19 protein-coding genes are annotated in these 16,655 nt (G+C 57.8%); 7 read left to right on the top strand and 12 right to left on the bottom strand.

The window, feature by feature from the left end:
* Positions 1-75 precede the first annotated feature (75 nt).
* The 3 genes from LCF40_RS20440 to LCF40_RS20430 all read right to left on the bottom strand — a co-directional run bounded on the left by LCF40_RS20440 (position 76) and on the right by LCF40_RS20430 (position 2,471).
* On the bottom strand, positions 76-684 hold the full coding sequence (locus LCF40_RS20440) for a DedA family protein (RefSeq protein WP_224830002.1): 609 nt from the start codon (positions 682-684) through the stop codon (positions 76-78).
* Between the two features lie 700 nt (positions 685-1,384).
* A complete protein-coding gene (locus LCF40_RS20435; RefSeq protein ID WP_224830001.1) occupies positions 1,385-1,672 on the bottom strand; it encodes a GYD domain-containing protein in 288 nt (95 codons plus the stop codon).
* Between the two features lie 283 nt (positions 1,673-1,955).
* A complete protein-coding gene (locus LCF40_RS20430) occupies positions 1,956-2,471 on the bottom strand; it encodes a winged helix-turn-helix transcriptional regulator (RefSeq protein WP_224830000.1) in 516 nt (171 codons plus the stop codon).
* A 215-nt stretch (positions 2,472-2,686) separates the two neighbouring features.
* Here LCF40_RS20430 and LCF40_RS20425 point away from each other — a divergent pair, with 215 nt between their 5' ends.
* Positions 2,687-3,040 carry a DUF7471 family protein gene (locus LCF40_RS20425; protein WP_224829999.1) on the top strand — a complete coding sequence of 118 codons (354 nt, stop codon included), beginning with the start codon at positions 2,687-2,689 and terminating at the stop codon, positions 3,038-3,040.
* A 106-nt stretch (positions 3,041-3,146) separates the two neighbouring features.
* Here LCF40_RS20425 and LCF40_RS20420 read toward each other — a convergent pair whose 3' ends face one another.
* Both LCF40_RS20420 and LCF40_RS20415 read right to left on the bottom strand, forming a co-directional pair.
* Positions 3,147-3,749 carry a hypothetical protein gene (locus LCF40_RS20420; RefSeq protein WP_224829998.1) on the bottom strand — a complete coding sequence of 201 codons (603 nt, stop codon included), beginning with the start codon at positions 3,747-3,749 and terminating at the stop codon, positions 3,147-3,149.
* 208 nt (positions 3,750-3,957) lie between these two features.
* A complete protein-coding gene (locus LCF40_RS20415; RefSeq protein ID WP_224829997.1) occupies positions 3,958-4,590 on the bottom strand; it encodes a plastocyanin/azurin family copper-binding protein in 633 nt (210 codons plus the stop codon).
* Positions 4,591-4,683: 93 nt separating this feature from the next.
* Between LCF40_RS20415 and LCF40_RS20410 the strand changes: the two genes are divergently transcribed.
* Positions 4,684-5,433, top strand: coding sequence for an SCO family protein (locus LCF40_RS20410; protein ID WP_224829996.1), 750 nt, complete (start codon positions 4,684-4,686; stop codon positions 5,431-5,433).
* 198 nt (positions 5,434-5,631) lie between these two features.
* Here the strand turns inward: LCF40_RS20410 and LCF40_RS20405 are convergent, their stop codons facing one another.
* On the bottom strand, positions 5,632-5,799 hold the full coding sequence (locus LCF40_RS20405) for a DUF1931 family protein (RefSeq protein WP_224829995.1): 168 nt from the start codon (positions 5,797-5,799) through the stop codon (positions 5,632-5,634).
* Between the two features lie 149 nt (positions 5,800-5,948).
* On the opposite strand from LCF40_RS20405, the gene LCF40_RS20400 reads away from it, so the two are divergent.
* On the top strand, positions 5,949-6,293 hold the full coding sequence (locus LCF40_RS20400; RefSeq protein WP_224829994.1) for a DUF6788 family protein: 345 nt from the start codon (positions 5,949-5,951) through the stop codon (positions 6,291-6,293).
* Positions 6,294-7,468: 1,175 nt separating this feature from the next.
* On the opposite strand, the gene LCF40_RS20395 is transcribed toward LCF40_RS20400, so the two are convergent.
* From LCF40_RS20395 to LCF40_RS20385, 3 genes are all read right to left on the bottom strand, one after another.
* Positions 7,469-7,936, bottom strand: a complete 468-nt coding sequence (locus LCF40_RS20395; protein ID WP_224829993.1) for a hypothetical protein — start codon at positions 7,934-7,936, stop codon at positions 7,469-7,471.
* A 49-nt stretch (positions 7,937-7,985) separates the two neighbouring features.
* Positions 7,986-8,582: a tyrosine-type recombinase/integrase gene (locus LCF40_RS20390; protein WP_224829992.1), complete on the bottom strand. Its 597-nt coding sequence runs from the start codon at positions 8,580-8,582 to the stop codon at positions 7,986-7,988.
* 157 nt (positions 8,583-8,739) lie between these two features.
* Complete coding sequence (locus LCF40_RS20385) at positions 8,740-9,189, bottom strand: hypothetical protein (RefSeq protein WP_224829991.1); 450 nt, start codon at positions 9,187-9,189, stop codon at positions 8,740-8,742.
* 52 nt (positions 9,190-9,241) lie between these two features.
* On the opposite strand from LCF40_RS20385, the gene LCF40_RS20380 reads away from it, so the two are divergent.
* The gene (locus tag LCF40_RS20380) at positions 9,242-9,499 is read left to right on the top strand and encodes a hypothetical protein (RefSeq protein WP_224829990.1); all 258 of its coding nucleotides are present in this window, start codon (positions 9,242-9,244) and stop codon (positions 9,497-9,499) included.
* On the opposite strand, the gene LCF40_RS20375 is transcribed toward LCF40_RS20380, so the two are convergent.
* The 3 genes from LCF40_RS20375 to LCF40_RS20365 form a co-directional block, all read right to left on the bottom strand.
* Positions 9,464-11,833, bottom strand: a complete 2,370-nt coding sequence (locus LCF40_RS20375; RefSeq protein ID WP_224829989.1) for a heavy metal translocating P-type ATPase — start codon at positions 11,831-11,833, stop codon at positions 9,464-9,466. The two genes, LCF40_RS20380 and LCF40_RS20375, sit on opposite strands and share 36 nt — an antisense overlap.
* A gap of 58 nt (positions 11,834-11,891) precedes the next feature.
* Entirely contained in the window at positions 11,892-12,641 is a 750-nt protein-coding gene (locus LCF40_RS20370; RefSeq protein WP_224829988.1) for a helix-turn-helix domain-containing protein, read from the bottom strand.
* A gap of 63 nt (positions 12,642-12,704) precedes the next feature.
* Positions 12,705-12,992, bottom strand: coding sequence for a DUF7967 family protein (locus LCF40_RS20365; RefSeq protein WP_224829987.1), 288 nt, complete (start codon positions 12,990-12,992; stop codon positions 12,705-12,707).
* A 358-nt stretch (positions 12,993-13,350) separates the two neighbouring features.
* Here LCF40_RS20365 and LCF40_RS20360 point away from each other — a divergent pair, with 358 nt between their 5' ends.
* The 3 genes from LCF40_RS20360 (at position 13,351) to LCF40_RS20350 (ending at position 16,340) form a co-directional block, all read left to right on the top strand.
* On the top strand, positions 13,351-13,941 hold the full coding sequence (locus LCF40_RS20360; RefSeq protein WP_224829986.1) for a DUF7342 family protein: 591 nt from the start codon (positions 13,351-13,353) through the stop codon (positions 13,939-13,941).
* Positions 13,942-13,944: 3 nt separating this feature from the next.
* Positions 13,945-14,427, top strand: coding sequence for a toxin-antitoxin system TumE family protein (locus LCF40_RS20355; protein ID WP_224829985.1), 483 nt, complete (start codon positions 13,945-13,947; stop codon positions 14,425-14,427).
* A gap of 143 nt (positions 14,428-14,570) precedes the next feature.
* Complete coding sequence (locus tag LCF40_RS20350; protein WP_224829984.1) at positions 14,571-16,340, top strand: transposase; 1,770 nt, start codon at positions 14,571-14,573, stop codon at positions 16,338-16,340.
* Positions 16,341-16,655: the final 315 nt, after the last annotated feature.

The raw sequence follows: 16,655 nt of genomic DNA, 5'->3' as shown, positions 1-16,655 counted from the left end.
CGTGGTCAGTGAACTTCGCTGAGTAAACTACTGAGCTATCAGTATGTAGAAGTCGTATAGGTGAACGGTTGAGAATTAACTTTGACGATATCTCCTAAGAACAACTCCGATTGTAAGAAGAGACAGTGCTCCGACTGCAGTGAGGGCTGGTCTGTCGATGACGGAACTGACTGCTGCCCTAAACAGGGGCTGTTGTCGGCCGAAGTAAACGAGTGCTCCCGTGGCCGCGTAAAATCCAACGGTGCCGATCGCCGTGAAGACGCCAAATCGCATCGATCTCATTCTGGCCAGACCAGCCGGGATGGAGATCACGGACCGCAACACAGGGAGAAATCGTCCCCAGAGAACTGACGACTGCCCCCACTCCTGGAACCATTCCCGCCCTCGGTTAGTGTTCTCTTCTGAGACGGTAATGCGATCCTTGATCCAGCCAACCCCACCCGATCGGGTCGCATGAAAGACGTAGTACGGAACGAATGCTCCGACCGTTCCGCCGACGCCGGCTGCCAATATGAACACGAGAAACGACGTGGCGTCGGTGATGAGTATCGCAGCGGCGCCCGGGACAACGACTTCGCTCGGAAGAAAGGGGAACAGCATCGACATTTCGAGGAACGTGAAAATGACCAATATGAGAGGGCCATACAGGCGGATAAAGTGGAGTGTGGCCTCCGTCAAATCCATTATATCTGGCCTAGGGAGAGGCGTCGAAATACCCTTCGGACGGCTATCGGTAATGAGAGGGCAACAGGGCGTAAGTACGGTCCTTGCCCCCAAGCGAATGAGGAAAGCAAGCGGGCGATGGGGAAAGGGAATCAGCCCGCCGGTGTGCCTCTGACAGGCAGCACGACCCCATTGATGTGCCTTCAGATCAGGTCGTGCACTCAGGAAGGCCGCACTGTAGATCAATAGATGTATGGCTTTCAGACTTCGCTCCCGTGAAAGTGATCGGGCCGGGAGAGTGGGGAGTTAGCCCGATCGAACGCGCTTGCAGGTAGCACAACCTGGGGGGAACGGTCCGAATGGGGAACCAGGCCGTGCAAATGGGTCGCATGCGTGCTGAATTATAGGCTTGATGGTTCTTGTACGGATGACGGAGAGCCGTGCTGGTTACTGTCCGTGAACGAGTTACCTGCCAGGAAACGGGCAGGGGCCGGGAAAGACACCCTGCCCGAACGGATGTCCGTTAACTGGTAGCACGGTCCCGATTGTCAGATGGTCCCCTGTAGACCGTGCAGTCTACCCTCAGAGATCCGAGGGAAATAGGTCTGTGGATAGGGGATATGCTTGCAGGGCGATGGGTGGGAGCTGAGCTGGACGGTTCAATTGAGCAGTATCCGGAGGAACGTTATGCCTAGGAGATTATCCACCGGATCAATCGGGGTCAAATTTCGTCAACGATGGAAGCAAAGTCATCCATGTTTTGGATCTCCATCGTGTGTGTAGAGAGTCCATGCTCACGCAATGTTAGCGCTGCCTTCGTCGCCCCGTCACCATCAGGAACCTCGAAGATGATGAGGAAGTCGTGTGTCCCGAGCATTGCATAGGAGTCGATGAGCTCAGCATCATGATCGGTAAATCCGTTTTGAAGCTCGCCCCAGATCACTGCTAGCTCCTGGACGGTCTGAATGTCTTCGCTTGTAGCGTCAACGAGTGATGCGTACGTAGTCATAGAATTGATTGTCTTCCTCCCTATTCAAAGTGTCTGTTACTTCATGAATATTGATAATCCCAAACTGACTCGGTGAGGACGATACCGATGACAACCCTTCCAATATTACATCAGGGTGCGAATATGTGATGTGATATTTCGATATTTATTGTTTCACACCAACAAAATAACCGAGAGAATGAGTAGTTCGAGAGTAGATTTGGTTCAATCACTGTGGTTCCTTCAGCCTCTGTCGGCGATTCAAAGTGGCAGGCAATTCTAATTCTTCACTTGACCAAACTATTCAAGACCGGTCAAGGAGACTGTCGACGAGTCTCGTGAATCGATCAATGAACCGATCGGGGACTGTTGGCCTTACCTCTGACAGCAACGGGCCAATTTGGTCTGGCTGAGCCAGATGAAGTGTGACTTGATTTCGTATACCATATTCCTTTTTCACTACTTCTTGCTCAATGAGGTGGTTAACGTGATACTCAAGAGTGCTTCGGGCAATTCCAAGCGCCTCAGCGGTTTCGGTGGGGCTGGCTGGTTCGTGTTCAATGAGATGGACGACGATTTCTCGGGCAGTTTCACGACGGAACAACGCTAGTGCTCCCCGCTCCCACTCGTCGTATCCAGGAGGATAGTAGTGGGTTTGGCCGTAGAATTCACATCGGACGAGGGCGTCTTCATTGATCAAGCGCCGAATATGATACTGGATCTGGCCTGGCGCAAATTCAGAGGCTCTAACGAGCTCGTTAAAATGTATACCCGCACTCTCGTGGACGTGTGTTCGGATCTGCTGCCGTGTTCCTGTCATTGAGATCGCCTGGGTCGGGTTGCAGGGAAACTGATACCGGAGATACCAAGCAGAGACAATAGTGCCTTTCGCCGATTCCTGGGAAGTGGGAAGTGATGATGACCTGTCTTCCGAGTTCCCCCTGACGGCTGGGCCGAGTCCGATGGATGGTCCCTTCACGGAGGAGCCGTGTCAAAGCCCATAGATAGTTTATGCTCCACTCACCAGTATCACCCATGTTCGCTGTGAGTTTTCGAGGGAGCGAATGGCTGGATCCGCAATTGGCTCCTGTTCTCGTCCTTATAATCGGTCTTGCGGTGGTCGGGACGATTCTCCTGTTCGGAATCAGCCTGATCGCGTATTCACGGCGGCAAACCGTCCGCTATTTGTTGATTACGTTCGTCTTGGGGATACTCGTGGCTCGCTCCGTTGTTGGGCTTGGAACAGTCCTTGGACTCGTTCCAATGACTGTCCATCATCTCGTTGAACACGGCGCGGACGTCTTTATTTCAATTACTCTTCTCTATATGATCTATCGCAGCGGCTCGCCAACAGCCACTCGTTCCATCGAAACGAACAGACATCAATAGTTTCCCAGCAGATCTCTTCTCTCGGCGTGTTCGAATGAAATTGATCGGCCCGAATGGATCCCTGCAGTACCTACACGCGAGAAATCGCTATCAACGAGGTTCTCCGTTACAGCAGCCTTTGTGCAGAGCGGAAGAGAGACGCTGATCTGCTCGTGTGCGGGGCTCCGCGATCGTTAACCGACTCATTGGACTGAGAGGAAACGGTGATCGTGTCCGTTCCAGCGTACCCGTGTTCGCCAGTCTCATCGCGTTCCCAGAGGAGTTTGCCAGTTGTCTCGTCGCCCTCGAATCCCATGTCCTCGATCGGGAACTGGAGAACGAGCGTCCCTTCATCGGTACATTCCCCATCGTGAACGGGGCGTGCGCCACCGCCATTCTCTACAGTGGCGGGCGCACCGAATCGATACCGCACGGCCCGCTCCGTCGGATCGAAGGTAACGGTCTCTCCGTTCTCGTCGACGAACTCCGTTGAGAGGACAGCAACTGGGATGTCGCCGTCATTCTGCACGTCAAGAGGGTTGTCCGTACAGCCAGGTTTGACATCGATTACGAGCTGATCCGGAAAATGGGCAGCTGCAGTTCCAGTTAATACTGACACAGCGCCTGTGGCCGCGACCACACCGGCGCTCGTTTTGAGAACACGACGTCTTGTTGATGAATGGGTGCTCTTCTCCGTACGATCGGTCGGGGAGCGCGAGTTGGGTGCCATACGACAGGCGAAAATATACCGAGAGATGATCTATCGCTTCGGGTTTGATTGTCGAATCACAGCACCCATCATCCACCTCTCATTGAGATAATACAAATTAGGTGGCTTGACATCTACCATTACCCGTATTCGATCTATTGGTCTAGAGAAGTCAAGTTTGTATAGATGTACTGTCAGGCTCACCGAGACGGTCGCCAAAGCCCAGTGATCAGCGTTCGGGACTACTGCTGGGATTCGAACCGCCGTAGCGGATGAACGCGTATGCTAGGGACAGCGTCGCGAGCATCCCTGCGACGGTTGCGATGACGAGCGTCCAGGCCGCGTCGGGGACGAGCTGGATCGGGCCTTCTGCTGTCGTCCCTGCATCGGGACTGACGGTGACGGTGCCGACCATCCCGAGACTCGCGTGGGGGTCGCACTGGTACTCGTACTCGCCTTCTACGTCGAACGTGGACTGGAAGGAGAAGTCCCCGCTTTCCAAGGGCATGTGACCTTCCCAATTGGCTTCACCAGGCTGAGACGTCGGGTGGACGTTGTGCTGGGCCTGCGTTCCCTGCCAGGCCCACTGGACGGTCGTTCCCGGTTCGATCGCGAGTTCCTCGGGCTCAAATGCATTGTCCACAACGTTGACCGTCTCCGTCGCTCCACCTCCATCACCGCCGGTCTCGTTACCGGTGCTCTCGTTGCCACCACCAGTTCCGTTGCCAGTCGCTTCCCCGCCACCCTCTTCGCCGCCGCTCTCGTTTGCGTTCTCCTGGGCTCCGGCGGGGGCCATCGCAGTCGTAGCAACGCCGGCACCGAGCACGCCGCTGACCGCTTTGAGCAGTTCCCGTCTGTACATACATCATCGTCCGGGCAAGATTTTCATAGGCCTTGTGCCCTTTTCGACAATCAAACCAGATCTGGGTTATACGCGTCTTCAATAGTGTCATACATGGACCGGCGTTCATATCTTCGCAGTACTGCGGCCGTCGGATCGATTCTTGGAGCAGGGTGTCTCAGTACGTTTCGCGATTCTGGCCCGACGGTCCTTGACAAGCCCGAGTGGCGACGAGCGGAGAGCGAGGCCCTCTCGTTTCCGGCGTTCGAGCAGCAGCTTCCCGAGGTGACGCTCCCATCGCCGTTGCACAATCGCGAGGTGACGACGACGGAGTTCGACAGCGAGCGGCACGTCCTCCTCACGTTCGTCTTTACCCGCTGTATGGGCCCCTGTCCGGTACTCACCAGCAATTTAGCACAGATCCAAGTGGACGCCACCGAAAACGGGTACGGAGACGAGATCGCTCTCCTTCCGATCACCTTCGATCCCCAGTTCGATACTGCCGAGCGCCTCCGGACGTTCAGTGCGGATCGAGGTGCCGATCCCGCGGCCGACAACTGGCAGTTCCTCCGTCCGCCGTCGTTCGACCGCGCGATCGACGTCGTCAACGGGACCTTCGGCGTCGGCGTCGAGAAGACCGAGACGTATGACCAGGACCCTCGAAAGGGCCACAGCGATACTCAAACGGACGGTGACCAGCAGAGTACGGGGCACGACGGCAGCAACGCACCGTTCGTCCACGTCGTCCTGACGCTGCTCGTCAACCGGGACGGATACGTCGAACGCGCCTACGACGGGAGCAACACGCCGACGCCGGCGGCACTCATCGGCGATCTCGAGACTGTGCGGAATGGCTTTGATTAACTGTCGCTGCAAATAGCCGCCGAAGACTCCATAGCGTCTTCGACTCTCTCGAAAACGACCGCTTGAACTTGCTCTCAATGCACCTTTGTCGCGAAATGTGTGATTATCGTTCCGCTATCTGCTTCCCCTGTATGTAACACCCGTTTCAGTCACAGATCCGGCTAAAAGAAGTCAGATCGATGATCCCGGTCGACCGGTCTACAGATCGCGAGCCTGGACTGTTTTCCGGTTGTTGTCTTCGGCTCGCTGGGCGGCATCCTCGAGTAACTCTGCAACCTCTTCGTCGACGGCATCGTAGAAGTCCGATGCAACGTTGTGGTTGTCGAGGTGGTCCTTCACTGCCGATTGGACGATGAGGTCTGCCATACGACACTCACCAATACATACCTCCTCGAGAAGTAGTCTTCGGCTTGCGAGCGTCCAAATCGGCGTCCATACGGCCTTGACACGGCGATCACATCACTGCCTTGTGCAACATCTTTAACGGAGAGGCGGTCAATTGTTGCACAAGGCCGATGGCCCCACCCACCGCACCGACGTCACTCCCCGATTACGTTGCCGACGGGCTCCCGAAACAAGACGACGAGACGCTTCGCGACACACAGGAGTACATCGATCAGCTACTCGCCGATCGCGAACGACGTCGCGAGGAACCGGTCACTGAAGACGAACTCCCTGATGACGCCGACGTCGTTGAGGAAGGTTCGGACGGAACCGTCTACCATGAGTACCGGACCTGTAGCGACGACAGCTGTCAATGCATGACAGGCGGACCGAAACACGGCCCGTACGCGTATCGAGCGTATCGCGACGGCGATACGGTTCGCCGGGAGTATCTCGGCAAGGCCGAATCGGAGTGAGGCTTCGTTTCACTCGGCACATGGGGTGCTCTGTGGCCGTCAGCTGCGGGACTCCGCCTTCGATACAACCTGACGTCGGCTAGGTAGCTGATTAATGCACGGATCAGGCGTTCGTTTCGTCCGATTATTATTACACTCCCAACTGGTCATCAGTCTAGTTCTGGCAATGTAAATCAACAATGGAACTGATATATAATACCATAACCACTATAAATATTCATAAGTATATGAAAGTGCTATTCCCAAATGGGTTTATTAGATGCCACCACTATTTGTTTAGTGAATGTGAATAGACACCGTGGCACAAAATACTCGCGCCCGTTGCAATATCAATAGGCGAATATAATTCGCCCATGGATTTCATTCCCAATAAGGTTATCCGACTTCTCCGTCCGAACAGATACATACTAGCTATATTTTTGTTTTTTGCTCTTTTCCCAATCTTTCTCGATATAATTACCACGGGTGCAGTTTCCGGGTATGCTGGTGGAATTGTCGATGCACAAGGCGAGACAATATCGAGATATGAGGGTGGCAGTGCACCTCTGTATCAATGGTATTACCCAATTTTATACCCATTCATGCTTATTTGGTATATTTTTGTGTCGATATTTGATATATTCGATATAGTAATACCAGACATTTCTTTAGTCTACTATTCAGCCCGGCTTGTGTATTTTTATATAATTGCGGTTATTTTCGGTAACGGGATAAGACTCATTATCCTTTTCGTTAGACAAGGCATTTCTAGTACAGACCCGTGAATATCTACCAAAGATTAGCAAGGCAAATTTATCATCCAGGAAATCTGTGGAATTTATCTTGCTAATGGAGATCCCGAACTTGGTTGTGCATAAGCAATCTACCTGCTTGACTCCAGATACAACGGAAACGCGGTGTCCGGCTGAGTACCTCGAGCTTCTGAAGCGTGCCATCTCAACACGTTCGCTTAAAGGCATTACTGCCGATCGCGAAGCCGGTCGTACTCCCCCTTCGACGTCGCCCATTTGTATTCGGCACTTGGGACGGGGTTGCCGATCCACTCAAGGAGCCGGGGGACGTCAGGCACGTCGATCGAGACTCGACGCGAGCCTACGCGGGGCGTGATCTCGATTTCGAGTCGTGGGAGTGTGTGCGCCAAGTCTTCACGATAGCCGTCGTCAACGGTCGGAACGTCATCCGTAGGTGTTCATTGCCACCGAACGTGAGTGAGCCGTCGTAGGCGACGAACATGCGCGTCGACAGCGGCCGGAGTCGGATGTGCTCAGGGATACACTTCTCGCCGTCCCGATGCAGTCTCGGTAGTGGTTGAACTCAGGATGGGCGATCGTCGAGACGCGATAGACGTTGTGGTCGGGATCGTCCTGTGGAAACCGTCGGACGCTCCCAGCAGCCATGCCGAACTGCTCGTAGAGCCACAGCGCGAACGCTCGAGTCGTCGTCTCGACGCGGAGCTTGGCCCGTTCGCGTCCCTCGAGCGATCCGTCGCCCATGAGCGCACCAGTGGCGATCTCGTGGATATGTAGGTTGAGCGTGGGGTAGTCGCAGTTCGAGCTCTGGTTCCAGTGTTGCGGATACGATGTCTTCGTCTCGCTACACTGGGGGCAGGCATTGAGACCTGGCCCCCGGATCTGGTCACCCATTTTGTCGATCTCCCATCGTAGTGTCCGCAGACGTCCCTTTCGCCTGTCATTAGATCCGCTGGAAGTGGTCGTACTCACGCTCAGTCGTCAAGATAGAAGAATGGCGGAGTCGGTTCCGGACGTGATATAGTCGATTGTCCTCCTCAGCCCGGAGCATCCGCCAGGCGACGCTGTGCCGGAGCGTGTGCGACGAGACAACGTCGGCCGACCGACGACCCTCATAGGAGTAGGGACGGATCTCCGCGCGGCGTGCGGCCCGCTGCACGACGTCGTTGATACCCTTCGGTGTCATCCGCGACCCCTTCTGACTCGGGAACAACGCCGCCGAGTCGTCGCGATCGTCGAGATACTCCTCGATCGCGTCAACCGTCCCCAGGACGCCCGCCGCGTCCAGCTCGAACGTCGCCGGGTCCGGGGTCCGATCGTTGGGGTAGTCCTTCTGGATCCGCGTCGGGATCCGGAGGTCGCCGTCCTCGAGGTCGACCATCGCACGATCGAGCTGTGAGAGCTCCGCTCGCCGGAGTCCCGTGTCGTACATGAGAACGATCAGGGCGTCGTCCCGGAGCGAGTGGCGTCCGTCGCGAGCAGCGGCGCGCATGGCTTCGACCTGTTCGGGTTTCAGCCAGCACTTGTCGTCCGACGCCATTACTCACCCGAGGACAGTCGCCGTTCAAGTAATGTTCGATTCTACTAACGGAGTCGAACATTTTTGATCAGCGTTCTACTCTCAGAAACAGATGACGGTAGTTGCGACTGAGGTTCTCAATGTATGAGCGAAGCATTCGCCATGACACTGTTGCCACTCAGTTCGTAGAGACCTCGTCAATCGCAGTAATGCAGTCCTCTGTGTGCTGTGACCCTACGAGAACGTCACTAGCGTTCGGCCGTTGGATCCAGACGCCCCGGTTGCCGCTGATGTTGTACGCACGCTTGCCCGGTGTCCAGCGAATCCCCCAGCCACCGAACTCACGAAGAGGTCTGTACGTTCTTGCCTCATACTGGTCGATCTCCGACCAGGCAATTCGACGGAACGACCGATGAAGCGGCCACATCTTGAAATAGACCCCATCAAGTCTGACCTCCGTTTCGAGGCGAAAACTGTAGACGAACGCGGCGACGGCCCCAACGATGACGAGTCCGGGCCACGAGACGGGCCCGAACACGAGCATGATCAGCGCTGTCCCGCCGAGTAGGGCCCAGAGCCACCGCTGACGAAACTGCTGCACTTCACGATATATTGGGTCTGTGTCCACGGTAGGTTGCTTCGAACGAGACGCTCTTCGGTATTGGGAGTACCGGTAGAATGTGACCGAGATGGGCGCAAATCTTCGCCTCTCCCTCGATCATACAGGGATCACGGAGCGGTACCGGGCGGTCAAGGTGTTACGCCGGCGCTTCGACGAGGCCCTCTGGGAGCTGACGGAATGGGTACAAGAGAACGAGAGGGAACTGGAGCCTCCAGTTGAGGAAGACGGCCTCCGGAAACAGCCCTGGCAGTACAGTAGACTTGGAGAGAGAAGGGAGGCGTCAGGTGTCGGAGAACCGGTCGGGCCCGATCCGTGACAACCGCATCGCGTTCCCAGTGACGCCGAGACTCATCCCCATGTCGCCGACCACGACTGCAAGTGCGACGCTCACCAGTCCCAGCGGAACGCCCAGCGCGAGCAGGAACTTCACACCGAGGCTCGCCCAGATGTTTTGCCGGATGACGCCGTTGGCCGTGTGCGACAGGTCGTAGAGGTACGGCAGCTTCCCGACGTCGTCGCCCATCAACGCGATGTCAGCCGTCTCGAGGGCGGTATCGGTGCCGGCCGCGCCCATCGCGATGCCGACCTCCGCGGTGGCGAGCGCGGGCGCGTCGTTGATGCCGTCGCCGACCATTGCCACCTCGCCGTACTCCGACTGCAGTTCCTCGACAGCGTCGACCTTCTCCTCCGGCAGGAGTTCGGCGCGGTACTCGTCGACGCCAACCTCCTCCGCAATGGCCCGCGCGGTGCCCTCGTTGTCGCCAGTCAGCATCACGACGCGCTCGACACCAAGCTCCTGCAGACGCTGGACGGCCTGCTTCGAGGCAGAGCGCACCTCGTCAGCGATGGCGATGACGCCCAGCAGCTCCGATTCCGTTCCGACGAGGACGACCGTCTTGCCCTCCTGCTCCAGCGCGACGAGTGTATCCCCGGCGAACGACCCGTCGTTGGACTCGGCCGCATCTTCTTCCACGACGCCGCCGTCCGTCTCGCGGCGTGCCCGAGGGAGGTCGAAGCCAAGCTCCTCGAAGAGCGCGGGCTTGCCCGCGTAGTACGTCTCGCCGTCGATCTCCCCGCGGATGCCCTTCCCAGTGAGGCTCTCGAAGCCAGTCAGATCGGGCAGATCTCCCACGCCCGACTTATCGGCGTGGGCGAGAATCGCCGCGGCGATGGGATGCTCGCTGCGTCGCTCCAGGCCAGCGGCGTGGCGGAGCAGATCGTCCTCCGAGGTGTCACCGACCGGGATGATGTCGGTGACGGCGAGTTCGCCCTTCGTGAGCGTCCCCGTCTTGTCGAGGGCGACGGCGTCGACCTCGCCCATCGCCTCGAGGTAGTTGCCGCCCTTGATCAGGACGCCATTCTTCGCAGCACTCGTTATCCCCGACACCACGGAGACGGGCGTCGAGATAACGAACGCACAGGGGCAGGCGATCACCAGCAGGGTGAGTCCACGAATGAACCACGTCTGCCAGTCGCTGGCGAAGGTGAACCCGTACCCGGCCACGTCCACCGACACGGGGTCGGCGATGACCAACGGTGGAATGGCGGCAGTCAGGATCGCCAGCACGACCACTAACGGTGTGTAGTAGCCCGAGAAGCGGTCGACGAACTGCTCTGTGTCAGTCTTCTTCGCCTGTGCGCCCTGCACCATCTCGATGATGCGCGAGAGTGTCGAGTCGCCCGCCGTCGACGTGACATCTATCTCGAGGTAGCCCTCCTCGTTGATGGCGCCGGCGTACACCTCGTCGCCGGCGGTCTTGTCGACGGGGACGCTCTCGCCGGTGATCGGCGACTGATCGACCGCGCTCTCGCCCTCGACGACCGTGCCGTCCAGCGGAATCTTGTCACCGGGGCGGACGACCACGGTCTCGCCCACCTCGACCTCGTCGGCGGGCACCGTGACTTCCTCGCCGTCGCGCAGGACGGTGGCCTCGTCGGGCGACAGCTCCATCAGCTCGCGCAGAGAGTCCCGCGCCCTGTCCATCGCATAGTCCTCGAGCAACTCGGCGATGCTGAACAGGACGGCCAGCGTCGCCGCCTCGACGAAGTAGCCGATACCGGTCGCCGCAATGATCGCCGTCCCCATCAGCAGGTCGATGTCCAAACTTCGATTCTTCGCGGAGTAGTATCCACTCCGGATAACGGGGACGCCACTGGCGGCGACGGCGCCGAGAAACAGGACATCAGCGATGTGGAGCGGGTAGTCGAGGACGCTCGCCACCGCGATGTTCTGTGCCGTCAGGAGGAATTCGAAGAGAAGGCCGAGCGTGACGAGCGCCGCGCCGATCCACGTCTTCTTCGCGCGGGGACTCGTCCAGACTTCCGACGGCGGCGCGATGTCGACACCATCGGTCGCCGCCTCTGGCTCATCGTCGTCGGAATCCGACCCTCCGACGACCTCGTAGCCGGCGGCCTCGATCGCCTCAACCACGTCGGCCTCGCTGGTGCGGTCTGGGTCGTACGTGATGTTGGCTGTGCCGGTGGTCGGCTGGAGCGTGGCCTCGACGATGCCGTCGACGCGCTGGAGGCTCTTGTCGACCTTCTGGGCGCAGGACGGACAGTCCATCTCGGGGACGACGAGGCGAGCGGTCAGTTCCCGTCGCTGCCCGCCCCCGCTCGTCTGGTCCGCTGCATCCGGATTCTCTGCCATTACCTCACGGTAGGGGCGTCAGTTCGATAAGTCTTTGTTGGAATATTCCAAACTGGAGTCAGCGTGTTGCTGGGGGTTCTTCCAGCACTCGCTCGCCGGCGACGTGCTGCTTCGCCAAGTGTTCCTCCGCTCGGCGGAGTCGGTAGGTAAGCGTCGACCGTGGCACATCGAGATGCTCGGCCAGTTCGCCGACGTCGAGTTCGCGTGGTGACTCGTAGTACCCGTGTTCGACGGCTGCCCGGAGTGCTGCCTCCTGCTCTGGAGACAGGTCACGTTGCGTCTCGTCGACTCCCCCCGCTGACGTCGTCGTGTCTGCTGTTCGGAGCATCTCCATTTGGGCGCAGTCCCCGACAGCGGCTTCGAGGGCGTCGAAGAACGCCGCCACGTCGCCCTCACCGGAGTGGATGAGCCGCCACGTGTAGTAACGCCCTTCGTGACGTGTCTCGAATAGCACGCCGTCGCCGAGGTGGTCGCGGGCGATATGAGGAACGGACGCGCAGGTGGGCGTGCGTTCCCAGTCGGAGTAGAGGACGAGCGTGTCATCCGTGCGGTCGAGGACGTTGGTGGTTTGGGTGGCGTTGCAGTCCTCGGTAGCGAGACAGTCAGCGTAGTAGTCGCTAGTGAGAAAGGCGTCCTCGATGGCATCGAGTGCGTCGGGAGTTCCGGTGGCGTGATCGACTCGCCAGAGCTGCTTGGCAGTAGCGTGCAACGAGAGTGAGCGGACGCGGGCATCGGGGTGGTCGGCGAGGGCGTCCGCCACCCTGTTGCACCCCGGCTCGTATTCAAGGGCGAAGACGAGTTCGCGCATACCACGCATAGGGAGTGCCTGGATATAACACGTCGCTCGGTGCTGCCATCGTGTTGACCGGAGTCAAATTACGTCGTCGGGGTCGTGTCCCTCCTGCATTCGCTGGGCCTCGGCGGCGTACTGCTCCTGCAGATCGGAGTCATTGACCGAACCGAGATTGTCTGGGTCGGCATCGACGGCGGCCGTCGTGTCGCGGACATCGGTGAAGGAAGTGAGCGCCCGCTCCTTGCGGTAGTACTGCTCGCCATCCGGGGTCGCGTAGGTAAGGATGATGAGGTTTTGCTCGTCGTCGGAGTACGTCCGCTCGACGAGCCAGACGCGGACACCATTCGAGTCGGAATCGCTGGGCATAGTTGCTCGTTCTCTCTCGGGTCGGAAATGGGTAATGCTGGAAATGCAGTCGCCGGCAACTTGCTTGCGGCGAATTCTATGATATTCATCGTCGGTATCACCTCTACATTTTGTCTCGAATACAAGTATCAGCTCAAGCATGAAAAGCGGCGAACAGTGACGAGGGGATACGGGTTCGGACTGATAGAGCCCAAAGTCAATCGATTGGTAGCGTTCTACTTTCTGAAACTGTGTATCGATCGACCCTGGCTAGAAGTTGAGATTGGAACACTCAATACATACGTATTGAACTCACCCCAAATAGAGGAGAATATTACTTCACCAAAGAACTATACTCCTCTGTCTCGGTAGTGAAGGCATGGGCGACACAACTCTACCAGACGAATTTGAGGACATCAACGAGGTGGTTAGCGACGAGTGGGTGTCTGAGACGACTCCCTACGAGCGTGTTCGTCACGTTATTGCCCATACCTACTCGCCCGTATCAGCTGATACTGTCGCTGAAGACGCGCAGACCTCACCGAAGACAGCCCGGAAACATCTGAACGCCCTCGCTGATGAGGGCTTCGTCGGCACTACAACCGGGGAACATGGTGGGACGACCTATCAGCGGTCGTCGGAATCGCTCGTCGTTGAGCAGGCAGCAGACATCCTCGAACACGTCTCGACCGACGAGCTCGTCACACGAATTTCGGAGATGAGGGATCAGCTCAACACCTACCGGGAAGAATATGGAGTCGATTCACCCGAGGAGGTGACCATTGAGCAGACAAACCAACTTCTCTCCGAGACTGACTCCAACCAATCCGATATCGACGCTGAGACACTCCAAAACTGGCAGACGACGCGCCGAAATCTTGCTTTCGCGAATGCTGCACTCTCGATTGCGAACGCCGAGCGGTTTGTTGACGACGAGTCACGGACAACCGACGGTAATATTCCTGTCTGAGAGATGGTGAAGAGAGATGAGACAGATGAGTCCCATTCACTCCGAGGACCGATCGATCGGCCAGCGCTCCTCACGATTCGTGACATCATCGATAGAGAAGAACCGCTTGCAGCGCCATCGCTAGATGACTATCTCAATCCGACAGTTCTGGAAGTTCCGCTCGAGGATGGACTCTGTCATGCTGAATCCGCCCGGATTGATGTTCAATGGACGACCCGAGCAGACTACAAATTTCACTACACCGACGCTGATGGCGTGAACTTCCGCTGGGGGAAGCATTCTCATGACGGAGACTACATCCATGTTCCGGGAAATGAGCACTATCACCCACCTCCTGATGCCACCGCTGATCCTGACGACGTTGAAGAGTCCTGCATCAAGCAGTCTGTCGAAGCACTCGTCACTCGTGCTGTTCTCAAGCTATGGCGTATTGCGTATCATGCAGGCTCCTACGACCCGTTGAACGCCGCGAGTAATCCACCATAGAAAGTACAGAAGGCTATACTGGCTGCAGTCTCATCTTCCTTCCAAACTCTCTCCTGGAGTTACGAACGACAGGATCTATGCACGGATCGGATGGACGAGAGGGATTCGGATGCCTGACTCAACGTGAGTGAGCAGTCGCGGGGGTGGTCACAGACAACACAGATCGGGTCGGTGCTGCCGCGGGCAGCGCCGACCCACGACCGGATGATCAACGCACAGATATCGACCCGCTTGCTGGCGGACAGCTGCTGTTGACACAGCAGGCCGCAGAAATCATCGACGATACGACCACTTCGGTCGAGGTGGTCGGCCACCTCGACCTCTCCTCATATGCACGAGACGATCCGTATCCAGAATGGCATGACTCGAAACCGTTCGAGCCAATGCTTCGAGCTATCCTTCTAGGCGAACTCGACGACGCGTCCGATGCCGCCGTGCATCGGACGCTCGAATCCGAACCAGAAACGGCTGCTGACCTGGGATTTGATCCAGACGACGTCCCCGATCAAAGCACGCTCTCACGTGCTCGGCGTCGTCGGTTCGCAGAGCTCGAGCGAACAATTGAGACGAGTAGCCGCCAGATCCGGGCGCTCGCCGCTCGTCACGGAAGTCCAATCGGGGCACCGACGGCTGAGAGCGCTTCGGAGGCGCCGACTGGCGCCTCCAAGCGCACGGTCAACCGTCTCATCCGCGGGAAGACTCGCGAGGTACTGGACGAACTCACCACGGTCGTCTTCCCGGCGATCGAGTTCGACCGTCCTGATGGCGTGATCTACGATGACGACGAGCTGCTGGTGCTGGAAACGTTACTCGGGGTCACAGGCACCGCCGCCAACGGCGGTGCCGAGACCTACGGCGATTACGTTAATCCAGAGCCGGATATCTCCGACCCGTTTTTCGCTGATGGACCGTCCGGAGAAACGCTGTTGGAGGCGATCAAGGGGTTGGAGATCAACGACATCACCGCGATGGTCAACCGGGGCGCGGCCCGCGTCTTGACGCGGGCCAAGCCCGCCATCGAGTTCGAGCGACCGGTGATGCTCGCGATCGACATGACGTACGTCGCGTACTACGGTGACCGCGATGAACTCGTTCGCGTGCAAGGCGCACCCGAGAACAAGTCCTACAACTGGTGTCACAAGGTCGCGACAGCGAGTATTGTCGGCGATAACGTCCTGTTCACTGCAGCGATGCTGCCGATCGGTGACGCCGATGACCACGATCCGGATGCGTACGCGGACGACGAGAAATCGTATCGAGCCGGCGGCGTCGTCCGCCGGCTCGTCGATATCGTCGAAGAGCGTGCTAACCTGAGCGTTCGCCGTGTCTTCGCTGATCGGGAGTTTCACGCCGCCGACGTCGTGGCTGCGCTCGAACAGCGAAACCTGTTCTACGTGATTCCGGCCAGGCGCGATGACCGCGTCAAGCGGTTCATCGCGCGTATGGACGAGGACAGAGACGGAAACAAGCAGGTGACGGTCAAAGACGAGCACGGGTTCTACGGGCCGGTCAAAGATAGTAGGCGATTAACCAGAGTCGAGACAACGTTAGTTGGATTTCCGCCGGACGAAGATTACGACGGAGAGCAGGTATTCTTGACGAATCTCGCCGTTGACGACGAGATTCGTCTGGATCGGCGTCAAACGCACCGGAAGATCAAACGCTACACCCGCCGCGGTGGGATCGAAAGCTCGTACGGCAGTATCAAGCAGTTTGCACCGTGGACGACATCCAAAGAGTACGCGGTGCGGTTGTTCCACTTCGGGTTCGCGATGCTGCTGTACGACATGTGGCTGCTCGTTGATCTCCTCGTCCAACGATCGCTCGGCGTCGTCGAGTTTCGCACGAAACCGCGGGTCATCGCCCCGCGGTTTCGTGGCTTCCTGAGACGGAGGGTGGTCACATTGCTGTAGAATCCATTCCGTGTTCGCCCGGCGAGAGAGGCATCGCTATCAGACGATCGAATTTCCCGCCTAAGTCGTGGCCAACTGCCATTCAGCTCGGTGAGTGGCAGTTTCTAGTCGTTCAATTGGGCCTCCATTCAGCGATGATACCGCGCTCAGCGCGAATCCCGTGCATAGATATACCGGCATTCGCAACGCACGCCTCTGGGATGTAAAGCGTCTACAAACGAATCGCGGTAGAATCAGATGAAATCTGAGGCGAATTCTGTCGAATCTACGTGACAATCTGTGATTCGGTGAGCAAGATGTGCTGAGTGGCGTGCA

The sequence above is a fragment of the Saliphagus infecundisoli genome (genome assembly GCF_020177375.1).
Classification (GTDB): domain Archaea; phylum Halobacteriota; class Halobacteria; order Halobacteriales; family Natrialbaceae; genus Saliphagus; species Saliphagus infecundisoli.
Note: the sequence above shows the minus strand (reverse complement) of the source record. Positions and strands in the feature narration are given on the sequence as shown.

Excerpts from the sequence above, each read along its gene's own strand:
- LCF40_RS20440 (WP_224830002.1), bottom strand. The coding sequence starts at position 684 with ATGGATTTGACGGAGGCCACACTCCACTTTATCCGCCTGTATGGCCCT.
- LCF40_RS20435 (WP_224830001.1), bottom strand. The coding sequence starts at position 1,672 with ATGACTACGTACGCATCACTCGTTGACGCTACAAGCGAAGACATTCAG.
- LCF40_RS20430 (WP_224830000.1), bottom strand. The coding sequence starts at position 2,471 with ATGACAGGAACACGGCAGCAGATCCGAACACACGTCCACGAGAGTGCG.
- LCF40_RS20425 (WP_224829999.1), top strand. The coding sequence starts at position 2,687 with ATGTTCGCTGTGAGTTTTCGAGGGAGCGAATGGCTGGATCCGCAATTG.
- LCF40_RS20420 (WP_224829998.1), bottom strand. The coding sequence starts at position 3,749 with ATGGCACCCAACTCGCGCTCCCCGACCGATCGTACGGAGAAGAGCACC.
- LCF40_RS20415 (WP_224829997.1), bottom strand. The coding sequence starts at position 4,590 with ATGTACAGACGGGAACTGCTCAAAGCGGTCAGCGGCGTGCTCGGTGCC.
- LCF40_RS20410 (WP_224829996.1), top strand. The coding sequence starts at position 4,684 with ATGGACCGGCGTTCATATCTTCGCAGTACTGCGGCCGTCGGATCGATT.
- LCF40_RS20405 (WP_224829995.1), bottom strand. The coding sequence starts at position 5,799 with ATGGCAGACCTCATCGTCCAATCGGCAGTGAAGGACCACCTCGACAAC.
- LCF40_RS20400 (WP_224829994.1), top strand. The coding sequence starts at position 5,949 with ATGGCCCCACCCACCGCACCGACGTCACTCCCCGATTACGTTGCCGAC.
- LCF40_RS20395 (WP_224829993.1), bottom strand. The coding sequence starts at position 7,936 with ATGGGTGACCAGATCCGGGGGCCAGGTCTCAATGCCTGCCCCCAGTGT.
- LCF40_RS20390 (WP_224829992.1), bottom strand. The coding sequence starts at position 8,582 with ATGGCGTCGGACGACAAGTGCTGGCTGAAACCCGAACAGGTCGAAGCC.
- LCF40_RS20375 (WP_224829989.1), bottom strand. The coding sequence starts at position 11,833 with ATGGCAGAGAATCCGGATGCAGCGGACCAGACGAGCGGGGGCGGGCAG.
- LCF40_RS20370 (WP_224829988.1), bottom strand. The coding sequence starts at position 12,641 with ATGCGCGAACTCGTCTTCGCCCTTGAATACGAGCCGGGGTGCAACAGG.
- LCF40_RS20365 (WP_224829987.1), bottom strand. The coding sequence starts at position 12,992 with ATGCCCAGCGATTCCGACTCGAATGGTGTCCGCGTCTGGCTCGTCGAG.
- LCF40_RS20360 (WP_224829986.1), top strand. The coding sequence starts at position 13,351 with ATGGGCGACACAACTCTACCAGACGAATTTGAGGACATCAACGAGGTG.
- LCF40_RS20355 (WP_224829985.1), top strand. The coding sequence starts at position 13,945 with ATGGTGAAGAGAGATGAGACAGATGAGTCCCATTCACTCCGAGGACCG.